The organism is Rhodococcus sp. P4_B6 (genome assembly GCF_056402215.1).
Genome location: NZ_JBFUHV010000064.1, coordinates 24,261 through 49,945, shown reverse-complemented (window position 1 = coordinate 49,945; position 25,685 = coordinate 24,261). Strand labels below are relative to the sequence as shown.

The 25,685-nt window shown below is 66.2% G+C and carries 19 protein-coding genes and 1 pseudogene; 5 read left to right on the top strand and 15 right to left on the bottom strand.

The features are described from left to right. Both AC1DWT_RS26710 and AC1DWT_RS26705 read left to right on the top strand, forming a co-directional pair. Positions 1-261, top strand: a pseudogene (locus AC1DWT_RS26710) (acetyl-CoA C-acyltransferase); the annotation flags it as partial. Between the two features lie 169 nt (positions 262-430). Further along, complete coding sequence (locus AC1DWT_RS26705; RefSeq protein ID WP_167372182.1) at positions 431-577, top strand: hypothetical protein; 147 nt, start codon at positions 431-433, stop codon at positions 575-577. 92 nt (positions 578-669) lie between these two features. Here the strand turns inward: AC1DWT_RS26705 and AC1DWT_RS26700 are convergent, their stop codons facing one another. The 8 genes from AC1DWT_RS26700 to AC1DWT_RS26665 form a co-directional block, all read right to left on the bottom strand. Further along, complete coding sequence (locus AC1DWT_RS26700) at positions 670-1,563, bottom strand: SDR family NAD(P)-dependent oxidoreductase (protein ID WP_477922935.1); 894 nt, start codon at positions 1,561-1,563, stop codon at positions 670-672. Between the two features lie 38 nt (positions 1,564-1,601). Next, positions 1,602-2,387 (bottom strand): alpha/beta fold hydrolase, encoded by a 786-nt coding sequence (locus AC1DWT_RS26695; RefSeq protein ID WP_143548916.1) that lies wholly within the window; start codon positions 2,385-2,387, stop codon positions 1,602-1,604. Then, complete coding sequence (locus tag AC1DWT_RS26690) at positions 2,384-4,099, bottom strand: PHA/PHB synthase family protein (RefSeq protein WP_477922933.1); 1,716 nt, start codon at positions 4,097-4,099, stop codon at positions 2,384-2,386. The genes AC1DWT_RS26695 and AC1DWT_RS26690 overlap by 4 nt, the downstream gene beginning before the upstream one ends. Before the next feature lie 24 nt (positions 4,100-4,123). Continuing rightward, positions 4,124-4,591, bottom strand: a complete 468-nt coding sequence (locus AC1DWT_RS26685; RefSeq protein WP_257015736.1) for a MaoC family dehydratase — start codon at positions 4,589-4,591, stop codon at positions 4,124-4,126. Beyond that, the gene (locus AC1DWT_RS26680; RefSeq protein ID WP_477922932.1) at positions 4,548-9,383 is read right to left on the bottom strand and encodes an NAD-glutamate dehydrogenase; all 4,836 of its coding nucleotides are present in this window, start codon (positions 9,381-9,383) and stop codon (positions 4,548-4,550) included. The genes AC1DWT_RS26685 and AC1DWT_RS26680 overlap by 44 nt, the downstream gene beginning before the upstream one ends. A 402-nt stretch (positions 9,384-9,785) precedes the next feature. Beyond that, a complete protein-coding gene (locus tag AC1DWT_RS26675; protein WP_477922931.1) occupies positions 9,786-11,099 on the bottom strand; it encodes an aspartate aminotransferase type Ic in 1,314 nt (437 codons plus the stop codon). Between the two features lie 74 nt (positions 11,100-11,173). Then, the gene (locus AC1DWT_RS26670; protein WP_095863091.1) at positions 11,174-12,322 is read right to left on the bottom strand and encodes an AMP-binding protein; all 1,149 of its coding nucleotides are present in this window, start codon (positions 12,320-12,322) and stop codon (positions 11,174-11,176) included. 28 nt (positions 12,323-12,350) lie between these two features. Beyond that, the gene (locus AC1DWT_RS26665) at positions 12,351-13,082 is read right to left on the bottom strand and encodes an enoyl-CoA hydratase-related protein (protein WP_095863092.1); all 732 of its coding nucleotides are present in this window, start codon (positions 13,080-13,082) and stop codon (positions 12,351-12,353) included. A gap of 166 nt (positions 13,083-13,248) precedes the next feature. Here AC1DWT_RS26665 and AC1DWT_RS26660 point away from each other — a divergent pair, with 166 nt between their 5' ends. Both AC1DWT_RS26660 and AC1DWT_RS26655 read left to right on the top strand, forming a co-directional pair. Beyond that, positions 13,249-14,187, top strand: coding sequence for a LysR family transcriptional regulator (locus AC1DWT_RS26660; protein WP_095863093.1), 939 nt, complete (start codon positions 13,249-13,251; stop codon positions 14,185-14,187). A gap of 100 nt (positions 14,188-14,287) precedes the next feature. Further along, entirely contained in the window at positions 14,288-14,647 is a 360-nt protein-coding gene (locus AC1DWT_RS26655) for a helix-turn-helix domain-containing protein (RefSeq protein ID WP_257015737.1), read from the top strand. Positions 14,648-14,772: 125 nt separating this feature from the next. Here the strand turns inward: AC1DWT_RS26655 and AC1DWT_RS26650 are convergent, their stop codons facing one another. The 7 genes from AC1DWT_RS26650 to hisD all read right to left on the bottom strand — a co-directional run bounded on the left by AC1DWT_RS26650 (position 14,773) and on the right by hisD (position 23,824). Beyond that, a complete protein-coding gene (locus AC1DWT_RS26650; RefSeq protein WP_095863094.1) occupies positions 14,773-15,096 on the bottom strand; it encodes a hypothetical protein in 324 nt (107 codons plus the stop codon). Further along, entirely contained in the window at positions 15,093-16,526 is a 1,434-nt protein-coding gene (locus AC1DWT_RS26645; protein ID WP_477922930.1) for an NAD(P)/FAD-dependent oxidoreductase, read from the bottom strand. Before AC1DWT_RS26645 ends, AC1DWT_RS26650 begins: the two co-directional genes overlap by 4 nt. A gap of 177 nt (positions 16,527-16,703) precedes the next feature. Next, complete coding sequence (locus tag AC1DWT_RS26640) at positions 16,704-17,543, bottom strand: sugar phosphate isomerase/epimerase family protein (protein ID WP_072939249.1); 840 nt, start codon at positions 17,541-17,543, stop codon at positions 16,704-16,706. 12 nt (positions 17,544-17,555) lie between these two features. After that, a complete protein-coding gene (locus AC1DWT_RS26635) occupies positions 17,556-19,355 on the bottom strand; it encodes a thiamine pyrophosphate-binding protein (RefSeq protein WP_072939246.1) in 1,800 nt (599 codons plus the stop codon). A gap of 30 nt (positions 19,356-19,385) precedes the next feature. Then, a complete protein-coding gene (locus AC1DWT_RS26630) occupies positions 19,386-20,972 on the bottom strand; it encodes a GMC family oxidoreductase (protein WP_477922928.1) in 1,587 nt (528 codons plus the stop codon). A gap of 135 nt (positions 20,973-21,107) precedes the next feature. Next, positions 21,108-22,502, bottom strand: coding sequence for an aspartate ammonia-lyase (locus AC1DWT_RS26625; protein WP_095863098.1), 1,395 nt, complete (start codon positions 22,500-22,502; stop codon positions 21,108-21,110). Next, the gene (hisD, locus tag AC1DWT_RS26620; RefSeq protein ID WP_095863099.1) at positions 22,499-23,824 is read right to left on the bottom strand and encodes a histidinol dehydrogenase; all 1,326 of its coding nucleotides are present in this window, start codon (positions 23,822-23,824) and stop codon (positions 22,499-22,501) included. The genes AC1DWT_RS26625 and hisD overlap by 4 nt, the downstream gene beginning before the upstream one ends. A gap of 130 nt (positions 23,825-23,954) precedes the next feature. Between hisD and AC1DWT_RS26615 the strand changes: the two genes are divergently transcribed. Further along, positions 23,955-25,496 carry a PucR family transcriptional regulator gene (locus tag AC1DWT_RS26615; protein ID WP_072939238.1) on the top strand — a complete coding sequence of 514 codons (1,542 nt, stop codon included), beginning with the start codon at positions 23,955-23,957 and terminating at the stop codon, positions 25,494-25,496. Positions 25,497-25,685 lie beyond the last annotated feature (189 nt).

Genomic DNA, 25,685 nt, shown 5'->3' with positions numbered 1-25,685 from the left:
CCCGGTGATATCGATGTGATCGAGTTGAACGAGGCGTTCGCGTCGCAGGCGGTCGCGGTGATCCGGGACGCGAAGCTGAGCCCGGAGAAGACCAACCCGTACGGTGGGGCGATCGCGTTGGGTCACCCGGTCGGGGCGACCGGGGCGATCCTGAGTCTGCGGATCGCGAAGGACATGGTGCGCCGCGACCTCGAACTCGGCATCGTCACCATGTGCATCGGTGGCGGCCAGGCCCTCGCCGCCCTCTTCCGAAGGATCTGACATGAGAAATGTTCAACGACCGGCAACGACTCGACGGCCGATCAACCATCTCGGCCGTCGTCGAGGTATCGCTACCGTCTGCCGCGAGGAGAGCGCCCTCGTCGAGTTCGCTTTGACGTGGCTACCTTTCGGCACTATCGCGAACGAACACCTTTGGGTCGAGTTCGGGATGACCCCCAGTCGGTATGTGGATCGTCTCGCCGAGGCGCTCGAGGGGCCGGTCCGGCGCACGCTCCATCCGGAAACCCTCCAGGAGCTCAAACGCTTCGTCTCGCATCAGATGATCGAGCGCCGCCGGAGGAACCATCAGGACTGACAGGCAGATTCGAACTCGACGGGTTTCGCCGGCGGGAGTCGAGCACGGAAGCACGTGCGGGCAGCGACGTGGTCGCTGCCCGCACCCGCTTGTCAGCTGAGCGCGCGGGCGATGATCGCCGTGGCCATGTCCAATGACGTGGGCTCGTGATATGTGCTCTGATCCTCGATTTGGGAGAGCTGGTCACGGACCGCTTCCGCCGTCAGCTCCTCCAGAATTGCCCCCGAGGTTTCTCCGACGAAGATCTTTGCAACCCGGCCGCCGGCGACCGAGTACACGGCCCCGGAGACGGGGCAGTCCTCGTGTGCGAGGAACGCAACCACCGGGCTGACGCCTTCCGGCGTCACGTGTGCTGTCAGATCGCCCAGCAGCCCCGCCGTCATGCGGGTCGCGGCTATCGGCGCGATTGCGTTCGCGACGATGCCGTAGGCCRCCCCTTCCAGCGCGAGAACGCGGGTAAGGCCTGCGATCCCCGCCTTCGCGGCGCCGTAGTTTGCCTGCCCGAAATTGCCGAACAGGCCGGAGGCCGAGCTGGTGTTGACGATGCGGCCGTAGCCCGCCTCCCGCATGGCACGGAAGGCGGGTTGGGTGACAAACAGTGTTCCCTTGAGGTGAACGTCGATGACGGCGTCGATCATCGCGCCATCCATCTTGTGAAAGGCCTTGTCCCGCAGAATACCTGCATTGTTGACCAGAACGTCCAGTCGGCCGAACTCATCGAGTGCCGTCTGGACGATCGCGCGACCGCCCTCTTCCGTGGCGACGCTGTCACGGTTGGCGACAGCCGTACCGCCGAACGCGGTGATCTCGTCGACGACGGCCTGCGCCGCGTCCGTCGACTGTCCGTCACCATGTAGCGAGCCACCCAGGTCATTGACCACCACCCGCGCGCCCCGGCGCGCGAGTTCGAGGGCGTGCGATCGGCCCAGACCGTTGCCGGCTCCGGTCACGATGGCTACGCGTTCGTCGAAATGTAGCGAGGACAACTGAACTCCTTCGGTAGTTTCCGTACAATCTGTGGGGCTCACCAACACGGGCTGAGGCCGGCGTCGTCATCTACCGCCACGTCCTCGGCGACGGGCCCATCGAGAAATCGCAACACCCGCATGGCGACTGGGTTCGCGACATCCGGGCGTTGCAGGTCGTGTCCCGCCGGAACGACGGATATCACCGCGTTCGGTATCCGCGCGGCAAGCAGGTGACTGTTCGTCGGCGGCACGATCCGGTCGTACTCACCGCACACCACCAGCGTCGGCGCCGAGATCGATCCGAGCAGGGGGATACTCGACCAGTTCGCTACTGCCGCGACCTGCCAGAGCGCACCGACCGTACGTGCCAGCCCCCAGCGACGAGGATTGCGCTGATCGATAGTAGTGGCCCACAGCTTTTTTCCGGGACCTGGTGTTGCCCCACGACCGCAGGAGGTGGACAGCAAGGCCAGTCTGCGGACTCGTTCGGGTGAGCTGAAGGCGAACTGCTGGGCGATCGCGCCGCCGTGCGAGAAGCCGACGACATCGGCCCGTGCGACGCCCACCGCGTCGAGCACGTCGGCGACGACGTCCGACAGTGCCTGCATCGACAACGGCAGCTTCGGAGTTTTCGACGCGCCGACGCCGGGGGCGTCGAACGATACGATCATCCGCTCGCCCAGCACAGGGGTGAAGGCCGACCAACTCGCCATGGGTCGCGCAAGACCGTTGAGCAGGACCACCGGGTTACCGGATCCGCTCACGTGCACCGCAACCTGCTGTCCGTGCCGAGTCGCCACCTCGAATGTGGCGGAGGTCGGCTCCGTGTTCGCCACTGTCACGCCTCCTCCTGCACGTAGACGCCGGGCGCGTCGTCGAGCGGCGGATACGTCGCGTTGCCGAGCGCCGGTGGCGCCGGCTGTTTCGCGCCGGCTCGGTCGGCGAGCCACGTCGCCCAGTCCAGCCACCACGTGCCGTCCCGCAGCTCGGCGGCGGCCTTCCACTCGTGGGGATCGCCGCTGTGTGCCTCATTGACCCAGTGCTTGGCCTTCGGGCTCGGCGGGTTGACGATTCCGGCGATGTGCCCGGACGTGCTCAGAACGAACCGGCTGTCCCCGCCGAGCAGGTGGGTGGTCTTGTAGCTCGACGTCCACGGCACGACATGGTCGTCGACCGCCGCCACGATGTAGCTGTCGATGTCCACCTTCGAGGGATCGAGGAGCTCCCCGTTGATCTCGAACTCGCCCCGCGCAAACTCGTTACGCAGGTAGCACGAGCGCAGATACTCCCCGTGCATGCGTGCGGGCATGCGGGTGGAATCGGCATTCCAGGCGAGCAGGTCGAACGCGGGAGGCTTGTTGCCGAGCAACCAATTGTTGATCACGTACTGGAAGATCAGGTCGTTGGCGCGCAGGGTGCTGAAGGTGCGTGCCATTTGCGACGAATCGAGATACCCCTTCCGGGCCATCTGCGTCTCCAACGCCACGATCGTGTTCTCATCGGTGAACGCGCCGAGCACTCCCGGCTCGGTGAAGTCGGTGTGAGTATTGATGAAGGTCGCGGATCCGATGGACGGATCGTCCTGGGCTGCGTTGTATGCCAGACCCAGCGCGGTGAGGGTGCCACCCAGGCAGATGGATACGGGGTTGACCGTCTCCGAGCCGGTGATTTCGCGGACGACTCGGACCGCGTCGAGCGGGCCGTCGAAGAGATAGTCGCGGAACCCGAGGCCACTCATCGATGCATCCGGGTTGCGGTAGCTGATGGCGAAACAGGTGTGGCCGTGCTGAACCGCCCATTCGATCAGGCTCTTTCCCGGTGCCAGGTCCATGATGTAGAACTTGTTGATCCACGGCGGGCAGAACAGCAGTGGGGTCGCGTACACATCGGGGGTTTGCGGCGTGTACTGGATGAGCTCGATCAGATCGCTGCGGTAAACAACGGATCCGGGTGTGGCGCCGAGATCGACGCCCACCGCGAACTGTGACCGATCGACCTGCGACGGCCACCCTCCGTTGTGCCGGAGATCGTGCAGAAAGTTCCGAAGACCACGCACGAGACTGAGCCCACCGGTGTCGAAAGCCTTGCGGATCGCTGCCGGGTTGCCGGGGAGGGTGTTGGTGGGGCTGAGGGCGTCCAGAATGAACCGGGCGGCAAACCGTGCTTTGACCGCGGTGTCCTCATTCAGTTCGGCGCCGTCGATGAGCTCGTTGACCAGGTGTTCGAGAAGCAGGTACTGCTGTGCCAGGTAAAAGTACGCGGCGTTCTCCCGATACGCATTGTCGGAGAACCGCTTGTCACCGGGCTTGGGCACTATCGGTCCCRGATTGTCTCGGCCGATCGCCCGTCCGGCGGCAGTGCGCAGCGCACTGCCGGAGCCGAGTAGGAGCCGACAATGCGCGGCAGCGGTTCCACTGGGGTGCTTCAGCGCGCCGATGCCTGCTGCTCCGAGTGAGCGCAGGAACGCTGCAGGGTCGACATCGGAGGTGGTGATTCTCAGCGCCCCGAGATCACGCGGCGGTGTCCACGATGGGATGGCTTTCAGGATCGACACGGACGTATTCCCCCTCTGATGAAGTTACTCGTATGCGCGGTAGATCAGCTCGACGACAGCTGCGGGTTTGGTGCCGCGGTCGCATTCGAGCCTGCTGAGGATGACGAGCTCATAGCAGTCGTCGCCGATCCGAGTCACCTCGGTGACGGTCGCGGCCAGGCGGATGCGCGCACCGGCCGGGACCGCCGACGGGAACCGCACCCGGTTGAGCCCGTAATTGACGACCATCCTCACGTTGGTGAAGTCGAGGAGTTCGGCGAGCAGTGGAACAACAAGGGACAGAGTCAGATACCCGTGTGCGATGGTGGTTCCGAACGGGCCCTCCCTAGCACGTGAAGCGTCGGTGTGAATCCACTGTGCGTCACCGGTCAGCGCGGCGAACCCTGCGATGTCGGATTGGGACACGCGCCGGGGCGTGCGTTGGCGGCGCCGCGGTGCACCGATGCCGCTAGGCGAGGTTCTCCGCGAACGAACGCAGGGCGTTGGTCGCAACGAGCAGAACCGCCAACTCGGGTTCGCGTGCCGGATCGAGGGCCGAGTCCAGCACGTTGTCGAGCCATTCGGAGGGAAGGTCCCCGACCTGACCGGGCTGCGACTGCCGCGGGTCGGAGTCATTGATCAGGCGCCGCGTCGCGTCGCTGACCGCGAAGTAGAGATCATCGCGCAGCGCGGCCCGGGACATCGCGTCCCAGTTGTCGACTCGACGAAGGGCCGCCACCCGGCGCAGAAGCCGATCGAGGCGGAACCTCTCGGCGACCTGGAAATAGGTGCGCGCAGCTCCTTCCGGATCCGTGCCGGTGCGCAGTGCGGTTTCGCTGATCGGGAACAGCGAGAACTCCTGGAACAGGCTCGCCGATCTGCGGGCGAGGGGTCCGGGGACGTTCCGGTCGTCGAGGTACCGCTGATGCCTGGCATCGACTGCGGCCCGGTCGGCGCCGACGAGGAAATCCGCCAGGGAGCAGCGCAGCGACTCGACGAGGGGAGTGAGGCGGGCAGTTTCACCGGTCACATCGATGGTCTGCCGCCGGCTCGCCAGGAGCCAGCGCACCGAGCGCTCGACAAGTCGTCGATGGCTCAGCTGCATCCGGACGCGGGTGTCCGCCGTGACCGACGGGTCCAGCTCGGCAATGCTGGACAGATAGTCGCGCTGACCGATCGCGCGGCGGACGACCTCCCACGCCCGGATGATCGCACTTACCGACGCCCCGGTTTCCTCCTGCATCCGGAAGACGAAGGTGATGCCGTTGTCGTCGACAAGGCGATTGGTGATCGCGGTGGCGGTGATCTCGTTCGCCAACGGGTGCGCCCCCAGACGATCACCGCACACGGCGACAACATCGGCGGGGAAGTACTCGGTGCGGAAATGCTCGGCCCACGACTCCGAGGTGATCCCGGACGCCAGGACCGCAGATTTCATCTCCAACTTCACGTAGGCCAGCAGGGTGCCGAGTTCGGGAGAGGTCAACACCCCGCCCTGGGTGATGCGCTGTTCGAGCTCGGCGTCACTCGGAAGCGACTCCACCTCCCGGGACAGCAAACCCTTCCGTTCGAGTCCCGTCAGCATCCGGCGATGCACCGGCGCCATCTCCGCGGCCTCGGCACGGGCCACCGACAGCATGGTGTTCTGTGCGCGATTGTGGTCGAGAACGCGGTCGGCGATGTCGTCGGTCAGCGACTGCAGCAGAACGTTGCGTTTGTCCTGGTCCAGGACGCCGCCGGCGACGGCATCGTCGAGCGCGATCTTGATGTTGACCTCGTGATCGGAGGTATCCACACCGGCGACGTTGTCGATCGCATCGGTGTTCAACCGAACCCCGTGCAGCGCCGCCTCGCGCCGCCCGAGCGGGGTGAGCCCGAGGTTTCCGCCTTCACCGATCACCCGGGCACGTACCTCACACCCGGTGATGCGGACGGCGTCGTTTGCGCTGTCGCCGACCTCGGAGTCGGTTTCCGAACTCGCGCGCACGTAGGTGCCGATCCCGCCGTTGAACAGCAGATCGACCGGTGCCGCCAGGATCGCCTGCACCAACTCATTCGGTGTGTACTGTGCCCGTTCCTCGTCCAGTCTCAGTGCGACTCGGGCCTGCGGGGCGAGCGTGACACGCTTTGCCGAGCGAGGGAAGACGCCGCCGCCGGAGCTGATGAGGCCGGGGCGGTAGTCGGCCCAGGAGGAGCCGGGCTGGTCGTAGAGTCGTTGCCGTTCTTCGAACGCCGCGCCWGCCTCGGGCTGGGGATCGAGGAAAATGTGCCGGTGGTCGAAGGCGGCGACCAACCGCACCGAACGGGACCGCAGCAGTCCGTTCCCGAAGACATCTCCGCTCATGTCCCCGATTCCGACCGCGGTGACCGGGTCGGTGTCGGAGTCGATGCCGACCTCGAACAGGTGCTGGCGCACAGATTCCCAGGCGCCGCGCGCGGTGATACCCATCTGCTTGTGGTCGTATCCGTTGGATCCACCCGAGGCGAAGGCGTCCCCGAGCCAGTACCCGCGGCCGGTGGCGATTGCGTTGGCGACGTCGGAGAACTGTGCGGTGCCCTTGTCGGCGGCGAGGACCAGGTAGGTGTCGTCACCGTCGTGCCGCACCGTCTGCGGTGCCGGGTCGAGGCGGTAGGTGCCGGACTCGTCCTTGGTGAAGTTGTCGATCAGGTCGAGCAGTCCCTCGACGAACGTGCTGTACGCGGTGCGTGCGATCTCGAGTTGCCGGGCTCGGTCGGTCCCGGTGTGCAGCAGCCGCGGAAGGAAGGCGCCCTTGGCTCCGGTGGGGACGATGACCGCGTTCTTCACCATCTGCGCACGCACCAGACCGAGCACCTCGGTGCGGAAATCCTCGACCCGGTCGGTCCACCGGATGCCGCCGCGCGCAATGTGCCCGAATCGCAGGTGGGTGCCCATGACATTGCGGGCGAACACCCACGTCTCCAGTTGCGGTACCGGGGTGGGAAGGCCACGAATCGTGCGGGGATCGAGCTTGAAGCCCAAGATCGTGTCGACCGGTCCGTCGGTGTGCGCGAACAGTCGCCGGAACGCGTTCGTTCGCACGGTGGCGAGCACGGTGTCGAGCAAGGTTCGAAGGATCAGGTCGGGTTCGATTCCCTGAACCTCGTCGATGGCGCCTTCGATCTCCGCGACCAGTTCGTTGTGGTCGCGTTCGCCGTCAGCAAGCGCGGGATCGAACCGCGCGCGAAACAGCGTCCACAGGGCAGCGGCGATCTTCGGGTGACCGGCGATCACGGAATTGACGAACTCCGAGGAAAAGGTCCAACCGCTCTGCCGCAGATACCCGGCATAGGCGCGCAGGACCAGGACCTGCCGCCACTCCATGTCAGCGGTGGTGACCAGCGCCTGCAGTGCATCCGGATCGGTGTGCCCGCTGTAGCTCGCCTCGAACGCCTCGGCGGTCCGCGCCGCTGTGGGCGCGTCCAGGCGGTGCTGGCGATAGCGCGAGCGGAGGATGAACTCGTACACGTAGGCGAGTCGCCCGTCGGTACTGGTCAGCGTGTGTGGATGTTCCGCTGCGAGTTCGTATCCCAGATGCCCGAAGATCGGCAGTGCCGAAGCGAGGACCATCGGCTCGGTGGTGACCGCGATGGCCGAGATCAGGTCCGAGGTTGCGTTCTCGGGTGGGGTGATCGTCAGCTGCAGCCGCCGGTGCGGATCCTGCGTCAGTTCGGAGAGCGCCGACAAGTGGGCGACTGCTTGGGCGGGAGAGAACCGCTCCTGATAACTCAGGGGCACTGCCACGGGGATGAAGTCGTCGTGAACCGATGTCGACGCCTCGGAGAGGAGATCGTCGAGCTTCTCGGTCCACGACCGGGCGGCTTCCACCACCACGCGCGACAACTCCGCGACATCGATGCGCTCGTCCCCGGTGTTCGGCCAGGCGGTGACGTGAACACGCACCAGCGCGGTTTCCCCGATTCGGGTGTTGTGATCGACCGCGGCGCCGCCCAGGAACTGCGAGACCGCCACCACCACTGCCCGTCGAACGGCAGGTGAGAACCGGTCCTGGGGGACATACAGCAGAATCGAGATGGCCCGGCCGTAGGTGTCCTGGCGGATGAACGCTCGCACGCGAGGATGCCGTTGCAGATGCAGCACCGCGAGAACCGTCGGAGCAAGCTCTTCGGCGGTGCTCTGCAGAATCTCCCGCCGCGGGTAGTCCTGGAGAATGTCGAGCAGCTCGAGGCCTTCTCGGGAGCGCGGATCGCGCTCGAGCATCGACAGAGTACGTCCGGCAGTTCGGTTGACGACCGGGATCGTCCGCATATCCGACGTGTCGAGGGTGTTTTCGAACAGACCGAGGAAGCGGTGCTCGCCGACCGTGATCCCGTCGGAATCGACGATCTTGATTCCCACGTAGTCCAACGGGGCGTCGCGCCGCACCGTGCTGCGGGTGCCGGCCGCCGACACCATCAACACATCCGGGCCGAACGCGCGAGTCGTGGTCAGCGGATCGAGGGTGTGGTGGCGGTGCTCGTGGTGATGGGGTCGAAGGATTCCCAGTCCGGTCTCCGGAAGTGGTTCGAGGGTAGCCGTTCCCGACTCCGTCGCCTTCACCAGGCGGTAGGAGCAGTAGCCGAGGAACGTGAAGTTCTCGGCGCACATCCAGTGCAGCAGCTCGCTTGCCTCGTAGGCGCTGTCGAGTTGGTTCTCGGTCGCATCGGACTTCAAGGACAGTGCTGCCTGGCGGGCGACACCTTCCATGTCGGTCTGATCGGTCACCGCGACCGCGACGTCGGCGAGGGTGCTGCGAATCGCGTTCTCGATCATCGCAGTGAATTCGCCGGAGTTGGTTTCGCTTCCTCCGGACGGCTGGAACGTGATCTCCATCCAGGACTCGACCAGGGGATCGTTGTCGTACCGATCGTCCTGGCGGGGCCGGGTTATACCGTCCAGGGCGAGCACGCCGTCGGTGTCGCGGCGCACTGCCAGCGTGACGTGCCGGAGAGCGGAAACGCTGCCGTGTCGTCGAACGGTCATTGCCACCGAGTCGACGAGGAAGGGAAGGTCGGTGTTGACCATCAGGATGTGCGCGTGGCTTGTTCCCGCCTCGACTTCGCACTGCACCAGTGCGACCCCCTCGGCCCGGAGCCGAGCAAAGCGGAGATACTCATAAGCGCGGCCGGCGAGTGCAGTGTCGGTCCATTCGGCGAGATCGTCGCGGGGCTCGTGACGGAAGAGCGCATCGACGTAATCCTGGTAATCGCTCGGTGCGGACGCCAGGGCACCGAGTTCAGCACTGACCTCGAGCTGACGGTCGTGTTCGAGTCCTTCGAGATTCACCTGACATCTCCTGTGGCACTTGATGGTGGGTCCGCCCGGCACTGATTCGTCCTGGCTTCGTATGCACAATGATCCGGTCAACAACTCGTCAACGGAACGACGTTCTCGATTGCAGAGCATTAACTCTGCTTAATGCTTCGAAGTGCATTGCTCCGCAACCCGCCATGTGGGTGCCGGAGCGGCTGGGAGAATCCGTGCGCAGTCGACACCGGCCTCTCGAAGAGGCCGGCGCGTATGGTTTTGGACCGGAATGGTCACCAGCTGCGTAGGAGCTGCATTCCCTGATGCATGAGGTCACCGGTGACGATCAAGACCACCAGCAGTCCCATGGCGGGGGTGGCCCGCCGCATCCTCCATGAGATTCGGTGCATTCGGGATCCTCTGCGAAGGAGTCGGTCTCGGCTACACCGACACCGACGAGCGATGGACATCGGCGGCGCGATCGCGGTGGACGATCTCGGCGGCCGCCAACCGGATGCAGGTGCACAGGCCATTGATCGCAAACTGCAACTCGGGCTCGGACGGCAAACTCGGTGCCAACCGGATGTGGCTGTCCCGAGGATCATTGCCGGACGGGAATGCCGAACCGGCCGGTGTCAGAGCGATACCGGCATCCTTCGCCAGCGCCACCACCCGCTTGGCCGTGCCGGGCAGCACCTCGAGGTTGACGAAGTAGCCTCCGCGCGGATCCGTCCACGATGCGATGCCGGAATCGCCGACCTCGCGGCGAAGAATTGTGGTGACGAGTTCGAACTTCGGGGCGAGAATTTGTTGGTGCTTGCGCATGTGCGTACGAACACCGTTCACGTCGACGAAGAACCGGACATGCCGAAGTTGGTTGACCTTGTCCTGTCCGACCCGCTTCTGCGAGAGGTGGCCCAGATACCACGCAACGTTCTCGCCGGAACCGGCGAAGAAACTCACCCCGCCACCGGCGATTGTCATCTTCGACGTCGACGCGAAGACGAACGGCCGCTCAGGATTGCCCATCTGTGCGGCGATGGCCAGTACATCGAGAACCTCCGGGGCGTCGCCGACCAGGGCGTGCACCGCATAGGCGTTGTCCCAGAAGATGCGGAAGTCCGGTGCGGCGRTCTGCATGCTCAGCAGGTCGCGAGTGACCTGCTCGGAATAGGTCACCCCACTCGGATTGGAAAACATTGGGACACACCATATACCCTTGATCTGCGGGTCCCCGGCAACCAACTCCCGGATCGCGTCGACATCAGGACCGTCGGAGACCAGGGGGACCGCAATCAGCTCGATACCGAAGGACTCGGTGATGGCGAAATGCCGATCGTAACCGGGTACGGGGCACAAGAACTTTACCGGAGCGGAAGACCATGGGGCGCCGTCGTCACATGCCCCGTGAATCCATGCAAACGAGAGCACGTCGTACATCGTCTCCAGGCTGGACGTGCCACCGGCGATCAAACTTTCCGGGGCGAGATTGAGAACCTCGCCGAACAGTGCGCGCAGCGACGGGAGGCCGGGGAGTTCACCGTAGTTGCGGCAGTCGATTCCATCGATCACGTAGTCGTTGTCACCGGGCAGGGAAAGCATCGCGGCTGAGAGGTCGAGCTGTTCCGGGGCGGGCTTGCCCCGGGTGATGTCGAGGGCCAGCCCGCGCGCCTTCAATGTGTCGTACTCGGCGCGGCTCCGGGTGAGCTCGGCGTCGAGCTCGTGATCGGTGAGACTGTGCAGAGATGTGGACATCTCGGTTCCTTCAGATGTTGGCTGCTACTCGAAATAGCAGACTGGGGGCGGTTGAGGCGGAACGCAGAAGCTTTTCATGCAGGTGAAGGGTCGACGGCGACCAGACCGCCGTCGACGTCGAGCCGCCCGTGATCCCCGGTGTGGAACCAGCCGTTCTGGTCGAGTGTCGAGGTCACGCCGGGAAAGGTGAAGTATCCGGTGAACAACGTGCAACGGGCGGATTCGCGGATCAGGATCTCACCCGAGTCCGTCAACTTCCATTCGATGTCCTCTCGCCCAGGCCCGCCGTGGCGATGGGCGTCGGTGGGGATGTCGTCGTCGATGGACCACGTGCGCAGGTGACTCGCTCCGGCGGCCTCGGGCGAACCGTATCCGGAAACCGCCCGGACCACCCCGAACTGCTGCATCAACGCACGATCGGCCGGGAACATGGTTCGCACGCGGTGCCCGGCCGAGTCCTTCTCGGTGGCGGTGCGCGCGAGATTGTGCGCCAGTGGTGCGTCCAGTGTCAGCGCGGTGATCCCGTGGTCGATGGCCTCGGACCAGAAGGTGTCGGCCGCAAAGGTGCGGGCGAGCAAGGCGTCCGCGCCCGCGGTCAGTGCGCCGACGAGCCCGTACCCGAGGGAGTTGATTCGTGAGAGGGGCAGCGGAGTGAGTGATCGATCGCGGTCGGTGAGTGTCATCGCCTCCGCGACCGCCCGTCCCAGTCGGAGAAAGTACTCGTGCGATAGGGCGCAGAACTTCGGGATACGCGGCGTGTGCCGGGCCGGGTGCATGAGCGATGCCGTCGAGTACCGACCGGAGTTGGTGCCGGGGGCGTGGCTGGGATCGAGCCGAGGGGCATTACGGAAGGCGCTGATGGTGATCGCGTTGCGAGTTCCAGCGAACGATGGGGCTGCGGGGCGGTCAGTGATCACCACCGTGGGGTCGAGGACGTCGAGCATGCACGCCAGGGGCTCCCGAGGGTAGGTCGGATCCACCAGCGCGACAGGCACGCCTGCCAACAAGCAACTCAGCCAGGCCAGAACGTAATCCGTCGAGTTTTCTGCCACGATTGCGACGCGGTTGTCTGCGGACAGGTTCCGGGCACACAAGTCGGCTGCCCCACCGGCGGCAAGTTCGAGAGCGACTCGCAACGAGATCTGATTGTCGAGCACACCGACCATCAGGTCGGGGCGGATGGATGCGCGATCGAGGAAAAGGTGTGGGAGATTGTCGATCATCACGGTCCTTCCTGTGTCTTTGGGCCCGTCAGCGGGGGCGCGACAGCGACCACATCTGCCGGGCGCGTTCGACCTCGATTGCCGCCTGCCATGCGCACGGTGGTGTGGTCGTCAACCGCAGGCTGTTCGCCAAGGCCCGAGCGAGTTCAGGATCTCGGGCGACCGGTTCGGCGAGGCGCTGGGCCGCCTCTTCGAGATCGGCCACCGGAACCGCGTCCCACACCAGTCCGGTGTCAGCGGCACTCGCCCCGGTCAAGCGGTGCCCGAACACGCCTAGCGCGGCGGCGGCCTGGCGACCGGCTGCCCGCTCGAGAAGGTGGAAATGCCCACCGCCAGGATGAATTCCGTTCTCCGCGAAGCCCGGCACCAGCAGCGCGTCCTCGGCCGCAAGACGCACATCCGCCGACAGCGCCAAATTGAGTCCGGCTCCCACCGCGGCACCATTGATCGCGGCAATCGACGGAACAGTCACCTCACCGAATCGGCGGAACGCACGGTAGAGGGAGTCGAGCGCCTCGTACGCCTCGTGCGGCTGTGCACTTGCAAGATTCCCGAGTGCGGTTCGGTCGGCTCCCGAGCAGAAGGCGCTTCCGGCTCCGGTGATCACCACAGCACCCACCGATGGGTCAACGTCGACGGCATCGCAAGCGTCGACCAGGGCTTGCGCGCTGTTCCGATCGAGGGAGTTGCGGGTGTCCACGCCATCGAGGGTGATCCAGGCGACGTTGCTACGGACGTCGAATCGAACGGAGGTCGTCACTGGAGGACACCTGACTTCCAGGCGCGGGAGTCGGCGGCGCGAGTTGCGCGAGGTGAACTGGCCATCAGGGCATACTCCTTCTGCGGGTTTCGATACCGTCCATCGTCTCGCCGAAATTGAATAAGCAGAATGGCGATCTAGCTGCTGCAGCGCTAAGGTTTGCTTAATGAACCTCACCTCGTCGCAGTTGGCCCTCCTGCTGGCCGTCAAGCAGGGGGGCAGCCTCGCACGCGCAGCAGAAACACTCGGAATCACTTCCCCCGCAGTGTCACAGCAGCTCGCCAAGCTTGAACGCGACCTCGGCGCACTGCTGGTCGAACGGGGCGCGCGAGGTGCCAAGCTGACCCCTCTCGGAAGCCTGCTGGCCGAGCACAGCGAACGCGTCTCTGCCGAACTGTCCCGAGCGGAGGAAACCGTCGCGGACTACCTCGGCGCTCACGCCAACAGACTCCGTCTCGGCGCGTTTCCCTCGGCGGCGGTTGCGTTGCTTCCGGACGGACTGACCGCGCTGCGATACCGACACCCCGAAGCACAGTTGTCGGTCGTCGACGTGCCCACCGACGGAGGCATCGAACTGATCACCAGCGGTGAGCTGGATATGGCGATCACCGCCTCGTACAGCGGCACCCCGAGTGCAGTCGAAGGAGTTCGATTCGAGCACCTTCTCACCGATCCGCTTCGGGTCGTCCTCCCCGACGATCACCCTCAGGCGCAAGGTCCGGCCTCTCAGGCGGTGGAGTTGAAGGCCTTCGAGAAGGACGCCTGGGCGTGCAGCATCACCGGCAGACCCGCACGTACACAATTGAACTCGGCAGCCGCAGACTCCGGGTTCGTGCCTTGGGCGCCGTTCCAGACCGAGTCCTACGATGTCGCACAGGCTCTCGCCACCTCCGGTGTCGCCGTCGCATTCGTTCCCGAGCTCGCCCTGGTTCCCGGCCGCGGAACTCGCGCCCGCCGGTTGAAGCCGGCGCTTGCGCGGGAGATCTTCGTGGCCCTGCCTGCCAGCGCCGGCCATGTCGCTCTGGCGGGTGAGCTCCTCACCATCCTGAAGAAGACGGGAAAGGCGCTGCATCGACGGCAACAATCGGCCGCCACGCTGGGTTGACATTCTCCATTTCCCTCCGCCGACGTGGCGAAGTCGCGGGCCGAAGCATCTTGGACGTGCGGGTCGGAGGGTAGCGTTACCCGCTGTCTATCCTGGCAGGGTGGCCGAAGACAAGAAGCCGTCACCGACGTTAGGTGAGTTGATCAGGCAGCAGCGGGAACTTGCCAAGCTTCCGATGCGGCAGTTCGCCGCGATGGTGGGGATCTCGAACCCCTACCTTTCGCAGATCGAACGCAATCTCCGGGAGCCGAGTGAGCGAGTTCTCGACGCCACCGCGGAGCACCTGCAGACCTCGGCTGATGTTTTGCTCGGGCAGGTCCGAGCGCGTCCGGAGGAGTCTTCGAGCGTAGTTCGGGCGATAGGGCAGGACGGCGACCTCACCAATGCCCGGCGCAAGGCCCTCGTGGAGATGTACGAGACGTTCCGCAAGGTGACGAGGTCCGAGCGTAAGCGCGGATAAGCGCAGACGTCTGCGTCGCCTATGGGCGGGAGACGGAATGAAGTTCTCGCGGAGGGCTCTCGCTCGGGAGGCGGCGGTCAGGACCCACGGTGACCGTACTACCGTGCTACCGCGGGCCCTATCAGCTACTTCAGCAATTCTCGAGCCGCTGCGGTTGTCGCCGCGCTGATCTCGCGGGCCAGCTTCGCGTGCGCATCCGCAATCGTCGAAACCCACTCGACGTTGGTGACCGCCGCGATTGCCGAGTGGTATTCGAGGCTACTGTCGAGAGCCTTTTCGTAGACGTCGAGCGACCGGTTCCCTGCCTTCTTGGTCGTGTCGACGACCTTCGACCCGATGCTTGCGAACGCGTTCTGATCCTTACCCTTCCCGGCATCTGTTGCGCGGGAGGGATTTCCACCGGAGACCTTCGTGTCGGTCGCTTTTGTGCCGGACGTCGGAGTGGTCATGAGGAGCTCCTTCTCTTACGGGATGTTAGCAAGTTAGCATGCTCACTGCTAATTGTCTGTACGGCCCTGATGGGTGAACATCCCTCGCACCGGTCGAGGAGAACGATTTTGCCCAGGACGTTGCGTGCCAACACTTGTTGATCGGTGACCGTCAGCTGTCCCCGCCACGAGCCGAGGAATGTCCACGTCCACGACATGAGCGTGGACAGACGGCTTCGGAACCCGACGACGTAGACGACGTGGACGGCCAGCCACAGGATCCAGGCGAGGAGTCCCGCGAGTTCGACGCCCCCGACCTTCACGACGGCGTTGAATCTCGAGATCGTCGCCATCGACCCCTTGTCCCTGTACCGGAACGGAAGCCGGTCGGGTGCGGACGCGCGCGGGCGGGCATCTGCTGCGATCTGCTGCGCCGCGTACCGGCCACCCTGGATCGCGACCTGCGCCACCCCGGGGAGGCGGTCGCGGGCCATCATGTCGCCGATCACGAACACCTCCCGGTGCCCCGGCACCGTCAGGTCCTCGCGGACGGCGATCCGCCCGGCGCGGTCGAGTTCGGCCCCCGACTGCTCGGCAAGCTGCCGGGCCAGCGGGCTGGCTTCCACGCCCGCCGACCACACCTTGCACGCGGATTCGATGCGGACGGTCTCGCCTCGCCCGTCCTTGATCGTCACCCCGTCCGCGTCGACGTCGGTGACGGCCGCCCCGAGCCGCACCTCGACGCCGATCTTCTCGAGACCCTCGGCGGCGGTCGATCCGAGTCGGTCGCCGAACGGCGGCAACACCGTGGACGCGGCGTCGAGCAGGACGATCCGGGCGTCGCGGGTGTCGATGTTCCGGTATGCGCCGACAAGGGTCCGGTGGGCCAGTTCGGCTATCTGCCCGGCCATTTCCACTCCGGTGGGCCCGGCGCCGACCACCACGAACGTCAGGAGGCGGGCGCGTTCCTCCGCGGCGGTGGACAGTTCGGCACGTTCGAACGCGCCCAGGATCCGGCCGCGGAGTTCGAGTGCGTCGTCGATGGTCTTCATGCCGGGGGCGTGCTCGGCGAAGTGGTCGTTGCCGAAGTACGACTGCCGGGCCCCGGCCGAGACGATCAGACTGTCGTACTCGGTGGTGGTCGTCCTGCCCTGATGGGTCAAGGTGATGCTGCGCCCCGCCAGGTCGATGTCGGTGACGTCCCCCAGCATCACCGAGGCGTTCGACTGCTTCTTCAACACCATCCGCGTCGCCGGCGCGATCTCGCCCTCGGACAGGATCCCGGTCGCCACCTGGTACAGCAGCGGCTGGAACAGGTGGTGGCTGGTGCGGTCGACGACGAGGACGTCGACGTCGGCCCGGCGCAACGCCTTCGCGGCGAACAGGCCGCCGAATCCGGAGCCGACGATCACCACCCGATGACGTGCCTCGGTGCGGGCAGGAGTATTCATGACAAGCTCTTCCCGGATCGCGGCTATCGCCATCCGCACTGCTGGTAGGGGTGAAACGTGCCGCCCGGCACACGGGGTGTCGGGCGGCACGCTGTGGACACGACGCGCCGGAGACTCGAATGTCGGTTCAGGATCCAGCGTGTCGTGGGATCACCTGCGGGGCCGGTGACGCCGTTGTCAGCCGGTCTGGATGCGGGTGATCAGATCGGTGAGATAGGTGTAGCTCTTCTTCGCGGCGTCGAGGCCACCGCATTCGACGGACAGGACGATGTCGTGGTCCGCCTCGTGGAGGGTTTTCACGATCCGTTCCCAGTCGATGACGCCGTCGCCGCAGGCGCAGCCGAGCATGCCGCGGATTTTGCCGCGCAGCCGTTTCGCGTCGTCGACGCCGATGTCCTTGGCGTGCAGGTGGGTGACGTCCCCGATGATCTGTTCGAGCCACTCGTGCGGGTCGTTCTCGCTGAGGTAGCTGTTGCCGGTGTCGAGGTTGATCGTCAGCGCGGGGCTGTCGATCAGGTTCATGATCTTCTCGAGCCGCTCCGGGGTGGCGGTGTACTCGCCGTGCGTCTCGATCGCGATCTTGATGCCGCGCCGTTCGGCCACCTTCGCCGCCTCCTGCAGCGTGTACCGCATCAGCGTGTAGTTCTCCGCCTCGGTGGTCCACGTCGGCAGCGGCCCGTCGTCGACCATGATCATCGGCGACCCGACCTCGGCGGCGTAGCGGATCGACTGCTTGAGGTAGTCGACCGACACGTCCGGCTTGGCCAGCGGGGCGTGGCTGGACAGCGACGAGATGCTCAGCCCGCGGGATTCGGCGGCGTCCCGCATGATCAGTGGGTCGTCGAGCATCGACCGGGTGTGGAAGTACCCGGCGGTGCTCAGCAACTCGCGGCCCCAGTAGACCATCGGCTCCACGTACTTGTAGCCGATCTCCGCGGCCTGGTCCATGGCCCAGTCGAACGACCCGTTCTCGAAGCGGGCGAACTCCAGGTTCAGGCCGAGTTTGATTTCTCCCATGCCGGTCCCCGATCAGAATCCGCGCTGAGCGACGTAGTCGTCGCGGACCTCGCCGTGGTAGGCGGGGACGGTGATGTCCCACCAGCCGGTCGGGTGCATCTCGGTCCACGGCAGTTCGTGCGCGCTCATCGCCTCGATGATCACCGGGCCCGGCGTCGCGAACGCGCGCTCGATGGCGTCGGCCAGCTTCTCCGGGTCCTCGACGCGCTCGGCGCTGCAGCCGAGTGACTGGGCGAACCGGGTGATGTCGGCGAAATACGGTGTCCCGTCGAGGTTCTTCCACCCGGAGATGATTTCGCGTTCTTCACCGAACAGGCTGATCTGGAGGTCCTTGATCGCTTCCCAGCCGCCATTGTTGAGCACGACGATCACCAGCGGCACTCCGAGCATCGCGGCGGTCGCGATCTCGGTGCCGGTCTGGAGGAAGCTGCCGTCGCCGACCATCGCCAGGACCGGGGTGTCCGGGGCGCCGATCTGCGCGCCGATCGCGGCGGGCACACCGAATCCGATGCCGGAGAAGCCGCCGGCCACGATGTTGGTCTTCGGGCCGTAGATCGGGAACTCGTTGAACGCCTGGTTCGCGGGGTTGGACGAGTCGGTGACGAGGATGCCCTCGCGCGGAAGGGCCTTGCGGATCTCGACCATCGCCCGCGAGTTGGTCATCGGCAGGTAGTCGGTGGTCCGCATCGGCCGCAGGTGCTCGTCCCACTGGGCCTTGAGGTCCTGCAGTTCCGCGAAGTAGTCGGTGCTGCGGTAGTCGCGGCCGGGCCCGAGGTCGGTGAGGGCGTTCTGCAGGGACTGCAGGGAGGTTTTCGCGTCGCCGACGACACCCACCTCGACCGGGTAGTTGCGGCCGATCTCGAATCCGTCGATGTCGATCTGCACCAGTTTGGTGTTCGGGATGTCGAACGTGACGCCGGGGCGGTACGAGGAGGTGATGCGGTCGCTGAACCGGCAGCCGACGGCGAGGATCACGTCAGCGGTGCGGGTGACGCCGTTGCCCGGGATCGAACCCATGTCGCCGCACGGCCAGGCGTAGAGGTCGTGGTCGGCGGGGAAGGCGCCCTTGCCCTGGAACGAGTGCGTGACCGGTGCCCCGAGGTGCTCGGCGACGGCCATCAACTCCGCGGCGGCCTCGGCGTGGATGACGCCGCCGCCGGCGACGATGACGGGACGTTTCGCGCCGGCGAGCAGGCGGGCGGCCTCGGCGATCACGGCCGGGTCGCCGGTTGCGCGGGTGGCGGGCCTGCGGGTGCCGGTGTCGGGGGTGTAGTCGCCGTATTCGGCCTGCAGGTCCTGCGGGATGTCGACGAGCACGGGCCCGCGCCGGCCCTCGTGCATGGTGTTGAACGCCTGCGCGAGCGCCACCGTAAGCTGTTCGAGGCGGCTGGGCTGCCACCAGCGCTTGACCACCGGTTCGACCATGCGGGGAAAGTTGTTGCCGTGCGGGCGGTCGATCTCCTGCAGTACACCCCGGTTTTCCATGTAGGTGTGCACGGCGCCGGTGATCAGGAGCATCGGCATCGAGTCGGCGAACGCGGTCGCCAACCCGGTGAGGGTGTTGGTCGCGCCCGGACCGATGGAGGTACAGATCGCGGCGATCTTGCCGGAGGCCCGGTAGTAGCCGTCGGCCATGTGGGCGGCGCCCTGTTCGTGCATGGCCGGCACGAGTTCGATCTCGTCGGCGCGGTCGACGAACGCGTCGAGGAGTGCGGTGTTGCCGTGGCCGGGGATCGCGAAGACCTTCTCGACTCCCTCGCGGATGAGGAAGTCGACGACCATCTGTCCGCCGGTGAGTTGCTGTGTTGTCATATCGGTGGTTCCTAGCTGTCGGTGACGGTGTCAGACGGACGTGGGCTCGGCCGGGGAAGTCCGGCCTGCGGTCGTGCGGTGCTGTGCGGTGATCGCCTCGGCGACGCGGAAGGCGTTGGCCGCGATGGACAGGGCGGGGTTCATCACGGGCAGGGACGGGAAGAAGGACGAGTCGACGACGTAGAGGTTGTGCACGTCGTGGGCGCGGCAGTCGGCGTCGAGTACGGAGGTCGCGGGGTCGGTTCCGGCGCGGACGGTGCCGGCCTGGTGGGAGTTGACCTCGATGCCGGTGCCCTCGCTGAAGACGAACGGGTACCCGATCTTGCGGAGGATCTTGCGCATCTCGCGGACCAGCACCTCGTGGGCGCGCGTGTTGTTGGGGGTCCACGCGATCTGGATGTTGCCGTCGGCGGTGAGGGTGACGCGGTTGTCCGGATCGGGCAGGTCCTCGGTGAACAGCCACCAGTCGATGCTGCGGGCCGTCGCCTGGCTCAGCGCCCACTTGGGGATCAGCGGACGTTGGCCCTTGATCATCTCGCCCTGCAGTTTCCCGATCAGCTGCACGTGCCCGAGCGGATAGGGGTGCTCGGCGGTGCCGCGGGTGTAGAAGTCGTTGAGGTACAGCGTCTTCTGGAACTCGGCGGTGTTCTTCTTCAGCGGGTTGATGCCGACCATGATGGAGTTGTTGTGCACCATGTAGTTTCGTCCGACCATGCCGGAGGAGTTGGCGAGACCGCCCGGGTGCGCGGGGTTCGCCGACCGCAGCAGCACCGCCGCGGAGTTGACGGCGCCGCAGGAGACCACCACGGTGGCTGCCTCGACGACGAGTTCGGTCCCGCGGTGCCGCAGCCGAACTCCGGTGGCCTGCATGCCGGTGTCGTCGGTCAGGACCTGTTCGGCGTAGGCGTTGGTCAGCAGTTCCACCGTGCCGGAGGCCACGGCGGGACGCACGCAGCGCACGTCCGCATCGGACTTGGCAAGCACGCGACAGGGGAACCCGTCGCAGGTCCGACATCGAATGCAACCGCCGCCCTCGCGCAGGTCGATGCCCAGCGGAATGTTCGACGGGGTGTATCCGAGGCGGCGCAGGGCGTCGGCCGCCTCCTGCACCGGCGGTTCGTGTCCGATCGCCGGGTAGGGGAACGGTTCGTCGCGGGGCAGGGTCGGGTCGTCGGTGTGGTCACCGTGGACCCGGTACACCTGTTCTGCGCGTGCGTAATACGGCGCGAAATCGTCGTACGAGAAGGGCCACTCGGGTGATTCGCCGGCCTCGTGCTGCGTCGACTGGAAGTCTTCCCGGCGGAACCGCACCAGCGAGGAGCCGTAGAGTTTGGTGTTCCCGCCGACGTAGTAGTACGTGCCGGGGCTGAACGGTCTGCCCTCGGTGTCGTACCACTGCTCGGCGTTCGCGTACCGGTGTCCTTCGAAGACCTCCTGCGGGCTCCAGTTCTGCTTTTCCTGCGGCAGGAAGTCGCCGCGCTCGATCAGAAGCACATCGACTCCCGAGTCCGCGAGCGCGTAGGCGAGCGTTCCACCGCCCATTCCGCTGCCGACGATGACGACGTCGTAGCTGTGTTTGCTCGGGCCTGTGGGCTCCCCCACGGATGCGTCTCTCATGGGTCCTGCTCCTCGGTCGTAGAGAGTGGTGTGACGAAGTTGGTTATACGTATAACTAAAGGTTAGCGACGACGTCGTGGATGTCAACCCCACACGAGCAGCTCATCCCGGCAGGGGACGAGCTGCTCGCGGTCGTCAGGGCACGAGTGGTCGAGTGAGATTCTCCGGCCGCAGCACGTCGTCGAGCTGCTCGCGACTGAGCAGTCCCCGCTCGAGCACGAGCGCGGCCACGGTGCGACCGGTCGCCAGTGCATCGGCGGCGATCGCGGTGGCCGCCGTGTACCCGATGTGCGGGTTGAGGGCCGTGACCACGCCGATGGACGCGTCGACGGTGTTCTTCAAGTGCTCGATGTTCGCGCCGATCCCCACGACACACCGCTCGCGGAGTACCGCGCATCCGCGGGTGAGCAGTTCGATCGTCTCGAACAGGCTGTGCGCGATGATCGGCTCGAACGCGTTGAGCTGTAGCTGCCCGCCCTCGGCGGCCATCGTGACGGTCAGGTCGTTCCCGATCACCCGGAAGGCGATCTGGTTCACGACCTCCGGGATCACCGGATTCACCTTGCCTGGCATGATCGACGAGCCGGCCTGGACGGGCGGCAGCGTGATCTCACCGAATCCGGCGCGCGGCCCCGACGACAGCAGCCGAAGGTCGTTGCAGATCTTGGACAGCTTCACCGCGGTGCGCTTGAGCACCCCGGACAGCTGGACGAACGCGCCGACGTCCTGGGTGGCTTCGATCAGGTCGGACGCCGTCGTCACCTCGATCCCGGTGATCGCGGCGAGATGCTCGCGGACCCGCCACGCGTACTCGTGATGCGCGTTGAGACCGGTCCCGATCGCCGTTCCGCCGAGGTTGATCTCGGAGATGAGCGTCGCCGCCTCCCCGAGCCGCTGCGAATCCTCGTCGATCATCAGCGCGAACGTCGCGATCTCCTGCCCCAGGGTCATCGGGACCGCATCCTGCAATTGGGTGCGCCCGACCTTGAGGACGTCGGCGAACTCGGTCGACTTCACCGCGAACGCCGCCGCCAACTCGTGCATCGACGCCCGCAGCCTGGTCAGGGCGGTTTGCAGACCGGCCTTGATCGCGGTGGGGTAGACGTCGTTGGTGCTCTGGCTCATGTTCACGTGCTCGAGCGGATGCAGATGCTCGTAGCTGCCGCGGGCGTGGCCGAGCAGTTCCAGCGCCCGGTTGGCCACCACCTCGTTGGCGTTCATGTTGCTGGAGGTGCCGGCACCGCCCTGAATGACGTCCACGACGAACTGGTCCCGGAGGGCGCCGGCCCGAATCTCTTCACAGGCCCGGGCGATGGCGTCCGCTTCGCGCCGCGGCAGCAGGCCGAGTCCGGCGTTGGTCTGCGCCGCGGCCTGCTTGACGGCTGCCAGCGCCGACACGAGGTCGGGATGGCTGGACAGGGGAATGCCGGTGATCGGAAAGTTCTCGGTCGCCCGCAGGGTGTGGATGCCGTAGTAGGCGTCGGAGGGAACTTCCCGGTCACCGAGGAGATCGTGCTCGAGACGGGTCATCGGTCCGAGGTCACTCGCGTCGGGATGTCGCCCCACGCCAGCGGGGCGTTGCCGAACTTGGCTGCCCGGAGGTCGCCGGACCGGGCGTGGCCCTCGAACTTCTCGAGTCGCGAGACCCGGCCGCAGATCTCACCCAGCTGGGCGCTGGTGTCGAGGTTGCGGACCTCCTGGTAGGTGAGCGTCTTGAGGAACTTGCCCACCCACAGACCGCCGGTGTAGTTCGCGGCGCCGAGGGTCGGGAGAACGTGGTTGGTGCCGATCAGCTTGTCGCCATAGGGAACACACGTGCCTTCGCCGAGGAACAGGGCGCCGTAGTTGCGCATGGACGTCAGGGCCTGGCGCGGGTCCTCGGTGAGGATCTGGACGTGCTCGGACGCGAACTCGTCGGCGAGGGCGTAGGCCTCGGCGAGGGTGTCGACGATGTGGACCTGGCCGTGATCGCGCCACGCGGGACCGGCGATGGCGTTGGTCACCAGGCCCGGGAGCAAGGCCTCGATGTGGTCGAGGGTGGCCCGGCCGACCGCCTCGGACGTGGTGATCAGCACGCACGGGGAGTCGGGGCCGTGCTCGGCCTGCGACAGCAGGTCGACGGCGATGGTGAACGGGTCGGCGTGGTCGTCGGCGACGATGAGCGTCTCGGTCGGTCCGGCGAACAGGTCGATCCCGACCTCACCGAACAGTTGCCGCTTGGCCTCGGCCACAAAGGCGTTGCCGGGGCCGGTCAGGATCGAGACCGGGTCGATGGTGTCGGTGCCCAGTGCCAGGGCGGCGATCGCCTGGACGCCGCCGAGGACGAAGATCTCGTCGGCGCCGGCCAGGTGCATGGCGGCGACGCTGATCGGCGGTGCCTCGCCCGCGTTCGGCGGGGTCGTCGCGGCGACGCGTTCGACGCCGGCGACCTTCGCGGTGAGCACGGTCATGTGCGCGGACGCGGTCAGCGGGTAGCGGCCGCCGGGCACGTACGCGGCCGCGGCGTCGATCGGGACGTTGCGGTGGCCGAGGAAGACGCCCGGCAGCGTCTCGACCTCGATGTCCTGGATCGAGTCCCGCTGCGCCTGAGCGAAGTTGCGGATCTGGCGCTGCGCGAACCGCAGGTCGTCGAGGACGGTCTCCGGCACGGACTTCACGATCTCCGCCACCTGGTCCTCGCTCAACCGGAACGACTCGGGGGACCAGCCGTCGAACTTCTCGGAGTACTTCCGGACGGCGTCGTCGCCGTTCGCGCGGACGTCGGCGATGACGGCGGCGACGGTGTCGACCACGGCGGGGTTGCTCGCCCGCTGCGCTGGTTCGCCGACGGCGGCCTTGAGAACGAATGACATGGGTGCTTCCTTCGGATGAGCGAGGGGCTGGATCTGTTGTCATTCAGCATTGCGGTGCCACACCGTTTCCGACAGTTGCATTGTGGGAACTATTTGCGTCGGTTCATGCACGTTCTGTGTACCATTGTTCATGGTCTTCACCGTCGCCGATGCCCTCGAAATCGATCTCCTCAAGGACGCGGGAGCCCGTGTCCTGACCGGATCGGGCAGCCTCGACCGTGAGGTCCGCTGGGTGCATTCATCCGAGATCTCGGATATCGCCCGCTTCCTCCGGGGCGGAGAATTACTCCTGACCGCCGGGCTCGGAATGGGCAACACGGGCGCCCTGCAGCAGGTGTTCGTGCGCGCAGCCGCTCATGCCGGGGCCGCCGCTCTCGTCATCGAGGAGTCGGGACGGATGTTCGACCGCGTACCGGATGCCGTAGTCGCCGAAGGGCAGGCCTGCGACCTGCCGATCATCGCCCTCGCCCGCGAGGTGTCGTTCGCCGGTGTCTCGGCGCAGGTGCACGAGATCCTGACCGACAAGCGCCTGCAGGCGCTCACCTACGAGCGGGAAGTCGAGTCCACGTTCTCGAACCTGCTGCTCGACGGCGCCGACTACCTGTCGATCGTGCAGACGCTGGCCGAACTCACCGACGGCACGGTGGTGCTCGAGAACATCGCGCACCGCGTGATGGCGTACGTCGGCGAGTTCGACGAGGAGGCCGGCATCGAGGACTGGGACAAGCACGCGCGCGGCCTCCACAGCGACGACGACGGATGCGTTCGCAGGCCGGTTCTGATGCGCGGCCAGCCCTGGGGCTGGATCCACGTCTTCACCGACCGGCCCGCGACCGCACGCTCCACCGCCACGTTCGCAGCGGAGCGCGCCGCCGCGTCCGTCGCGATCTCCTTGCTGACCGACCGGAGCCGGGAAGCACGGGACGACCAGCGGAGCACGGCACTGATCACGCGACTGCTGATCGGCGACCTCTCCGGAGCCGAATTCGTCGACCAGGCAGGAAGACTCGGATATCAGCTGGGGTCGGGACACATCGTCGTCGTCATCGCGAACAAGGACGGCCGCGACGAGTCGTCCGCTCCGCGCGGGGGCCGCCAGCCCGACACCGGGGCGATCAACGCCGACATGGGCGACTACGTCGTGGCGGTGGCGGCGGAATCCGGGCGAACACGCGCCGACCTCGCGGGCCTGCTCGGGAAGATGGAGCACGGGGGCGGCATGAGCCGCGCGGTGCCCGCCTCGATGCTGCAGGTCGCGGTCACGCAGGCAAAAAGTGCGGCCGCGGTGTCGCGCTCCCTGCCCGCCTCACCGATGCTGCATTTCGACGACCTCGGTGTCGAACGTCTGCTCGTGACGTTGGCGCAGGGTCCCGAACTCGCCAGCTTCGTCGAGGACGAACTCGGCCCACTTCTCACGAAGGATGCGCAGTCCACGACCCCGCTGCTCCCCACGTTGCGGGCCTTCCTCGCCGTCGACGGCCGCAAGACCGAAGCGGCGGACAAACTCTTCATCCAGCGCCGGACGCTGTACAACCGGCTCGACCGCATTGCCGCGATCCTGGGTAAATCCCTGGACGACGCCGCCACCCGGCAGAGCCTGCTGCTCGCGGTGAAGGGGCTGGATCTGCTCGAGGGGTCGTCGGTCGCGGCGCGCAGGAGCGGGCGACCATGAGTGAGGAGCGGGCGACCATGAGTGCGGAGCAGGCGACCATGACATCGCCGGCGCTGCCTTCTCACTCTGTGCAGTCTGCGCGCGGGAGGTACACGGTCTGTACCTGTTGTGCGGCGCGTCACCTTCGTAGTGTTTTCACCAAGATTCCGGCCATCCAGTCGGTGTTGATCGAAAGTTCACGCGCTCGCT

Excerpts from the sequence above, each read along its gene's own strand:
- AC1DWT_RS26615 (WP_072939238.1), top strand. The coding sequence starts at position 23,955 with ATGGTCTTCACCGTCGCCGATGCCCTCGAAATCGATCTCCTCAAGGAC.
- hisD (WP_095863099.1), bottom strand. The coding sequence starts at position 23,824 with ATGTCATTCGTTCTCAAGGCCGCCGTCGGCGAACCAGCGCAGCGGGCG.
- AC1DWT_RS26630 (WP_477922928.1), bottom strand. The coding sequence starts at position 20,972 with ATGAGAGACGCATCCGTGGGGGAGCCCACAGGCCCGAGCAAACACAGC.
- AC1DWT_RS26635 (WP_072939246.1), bottom strand. The coding sequence starts at position 19,355 with ATGACAACACAGCAACTCACCGGCGGACAGATGGTCGTCGACTTCCTC.
- AC1DWT_RS26625 (WP_095863098.1), bottom strand. The coding sequence starts at position 22,502 with ATGACCCGTCTCGAGCACGATCTCCTCGGTGACCGGGAAGTTCCCTCC.
- AC1DWT_RS26645 (WP_477922930.1), bottom strand. The coding sequence starts at position 16,526 with ATGAATACTCCTGCCCGCACCGAGGCACGTCATCGGGTGGTGATCGTC.
- AC1DWT_RS26650 (WP_095863094.1), bottom strand. The coding sequence starts at position 15,096 with ATGACCACTCCGACGTCCGGCACAAAAGCGACCGACACGAAGGTCTCC.
- AC1DWT_RS26660 (WP_095863093.1), top strand. The coding sequence starts at position 13,249 with ATGAACCTCACCTCGTCGCAGTTGGCCCTCCTGCTGGCCGTCAAGCAG.
- AC1DWT_RS26670 (WP_095863091.1), bottom strand. The coding sequence starts at position 12,322 with ATGATCGACAATCTCCCACACCTTTTCCTCGATCGCGCATCCATCCGC.
- AC1DWT_RS26705 (WP_167372182.1), top strand. The coding sequence starts at position 431 with ATGACCCCCAGTCGGTATGTGGATCGTCTCGCCGAGGCGCTCGAGGGG.
- AC1DWT_RS26640 (WP_072939249.1), bottom strand. The coding sequence starts at position 17,543 with ATGGGAGAAATCAAACTCGGCCTGAACCTGGAGTTCGCCCGCTTCGAG.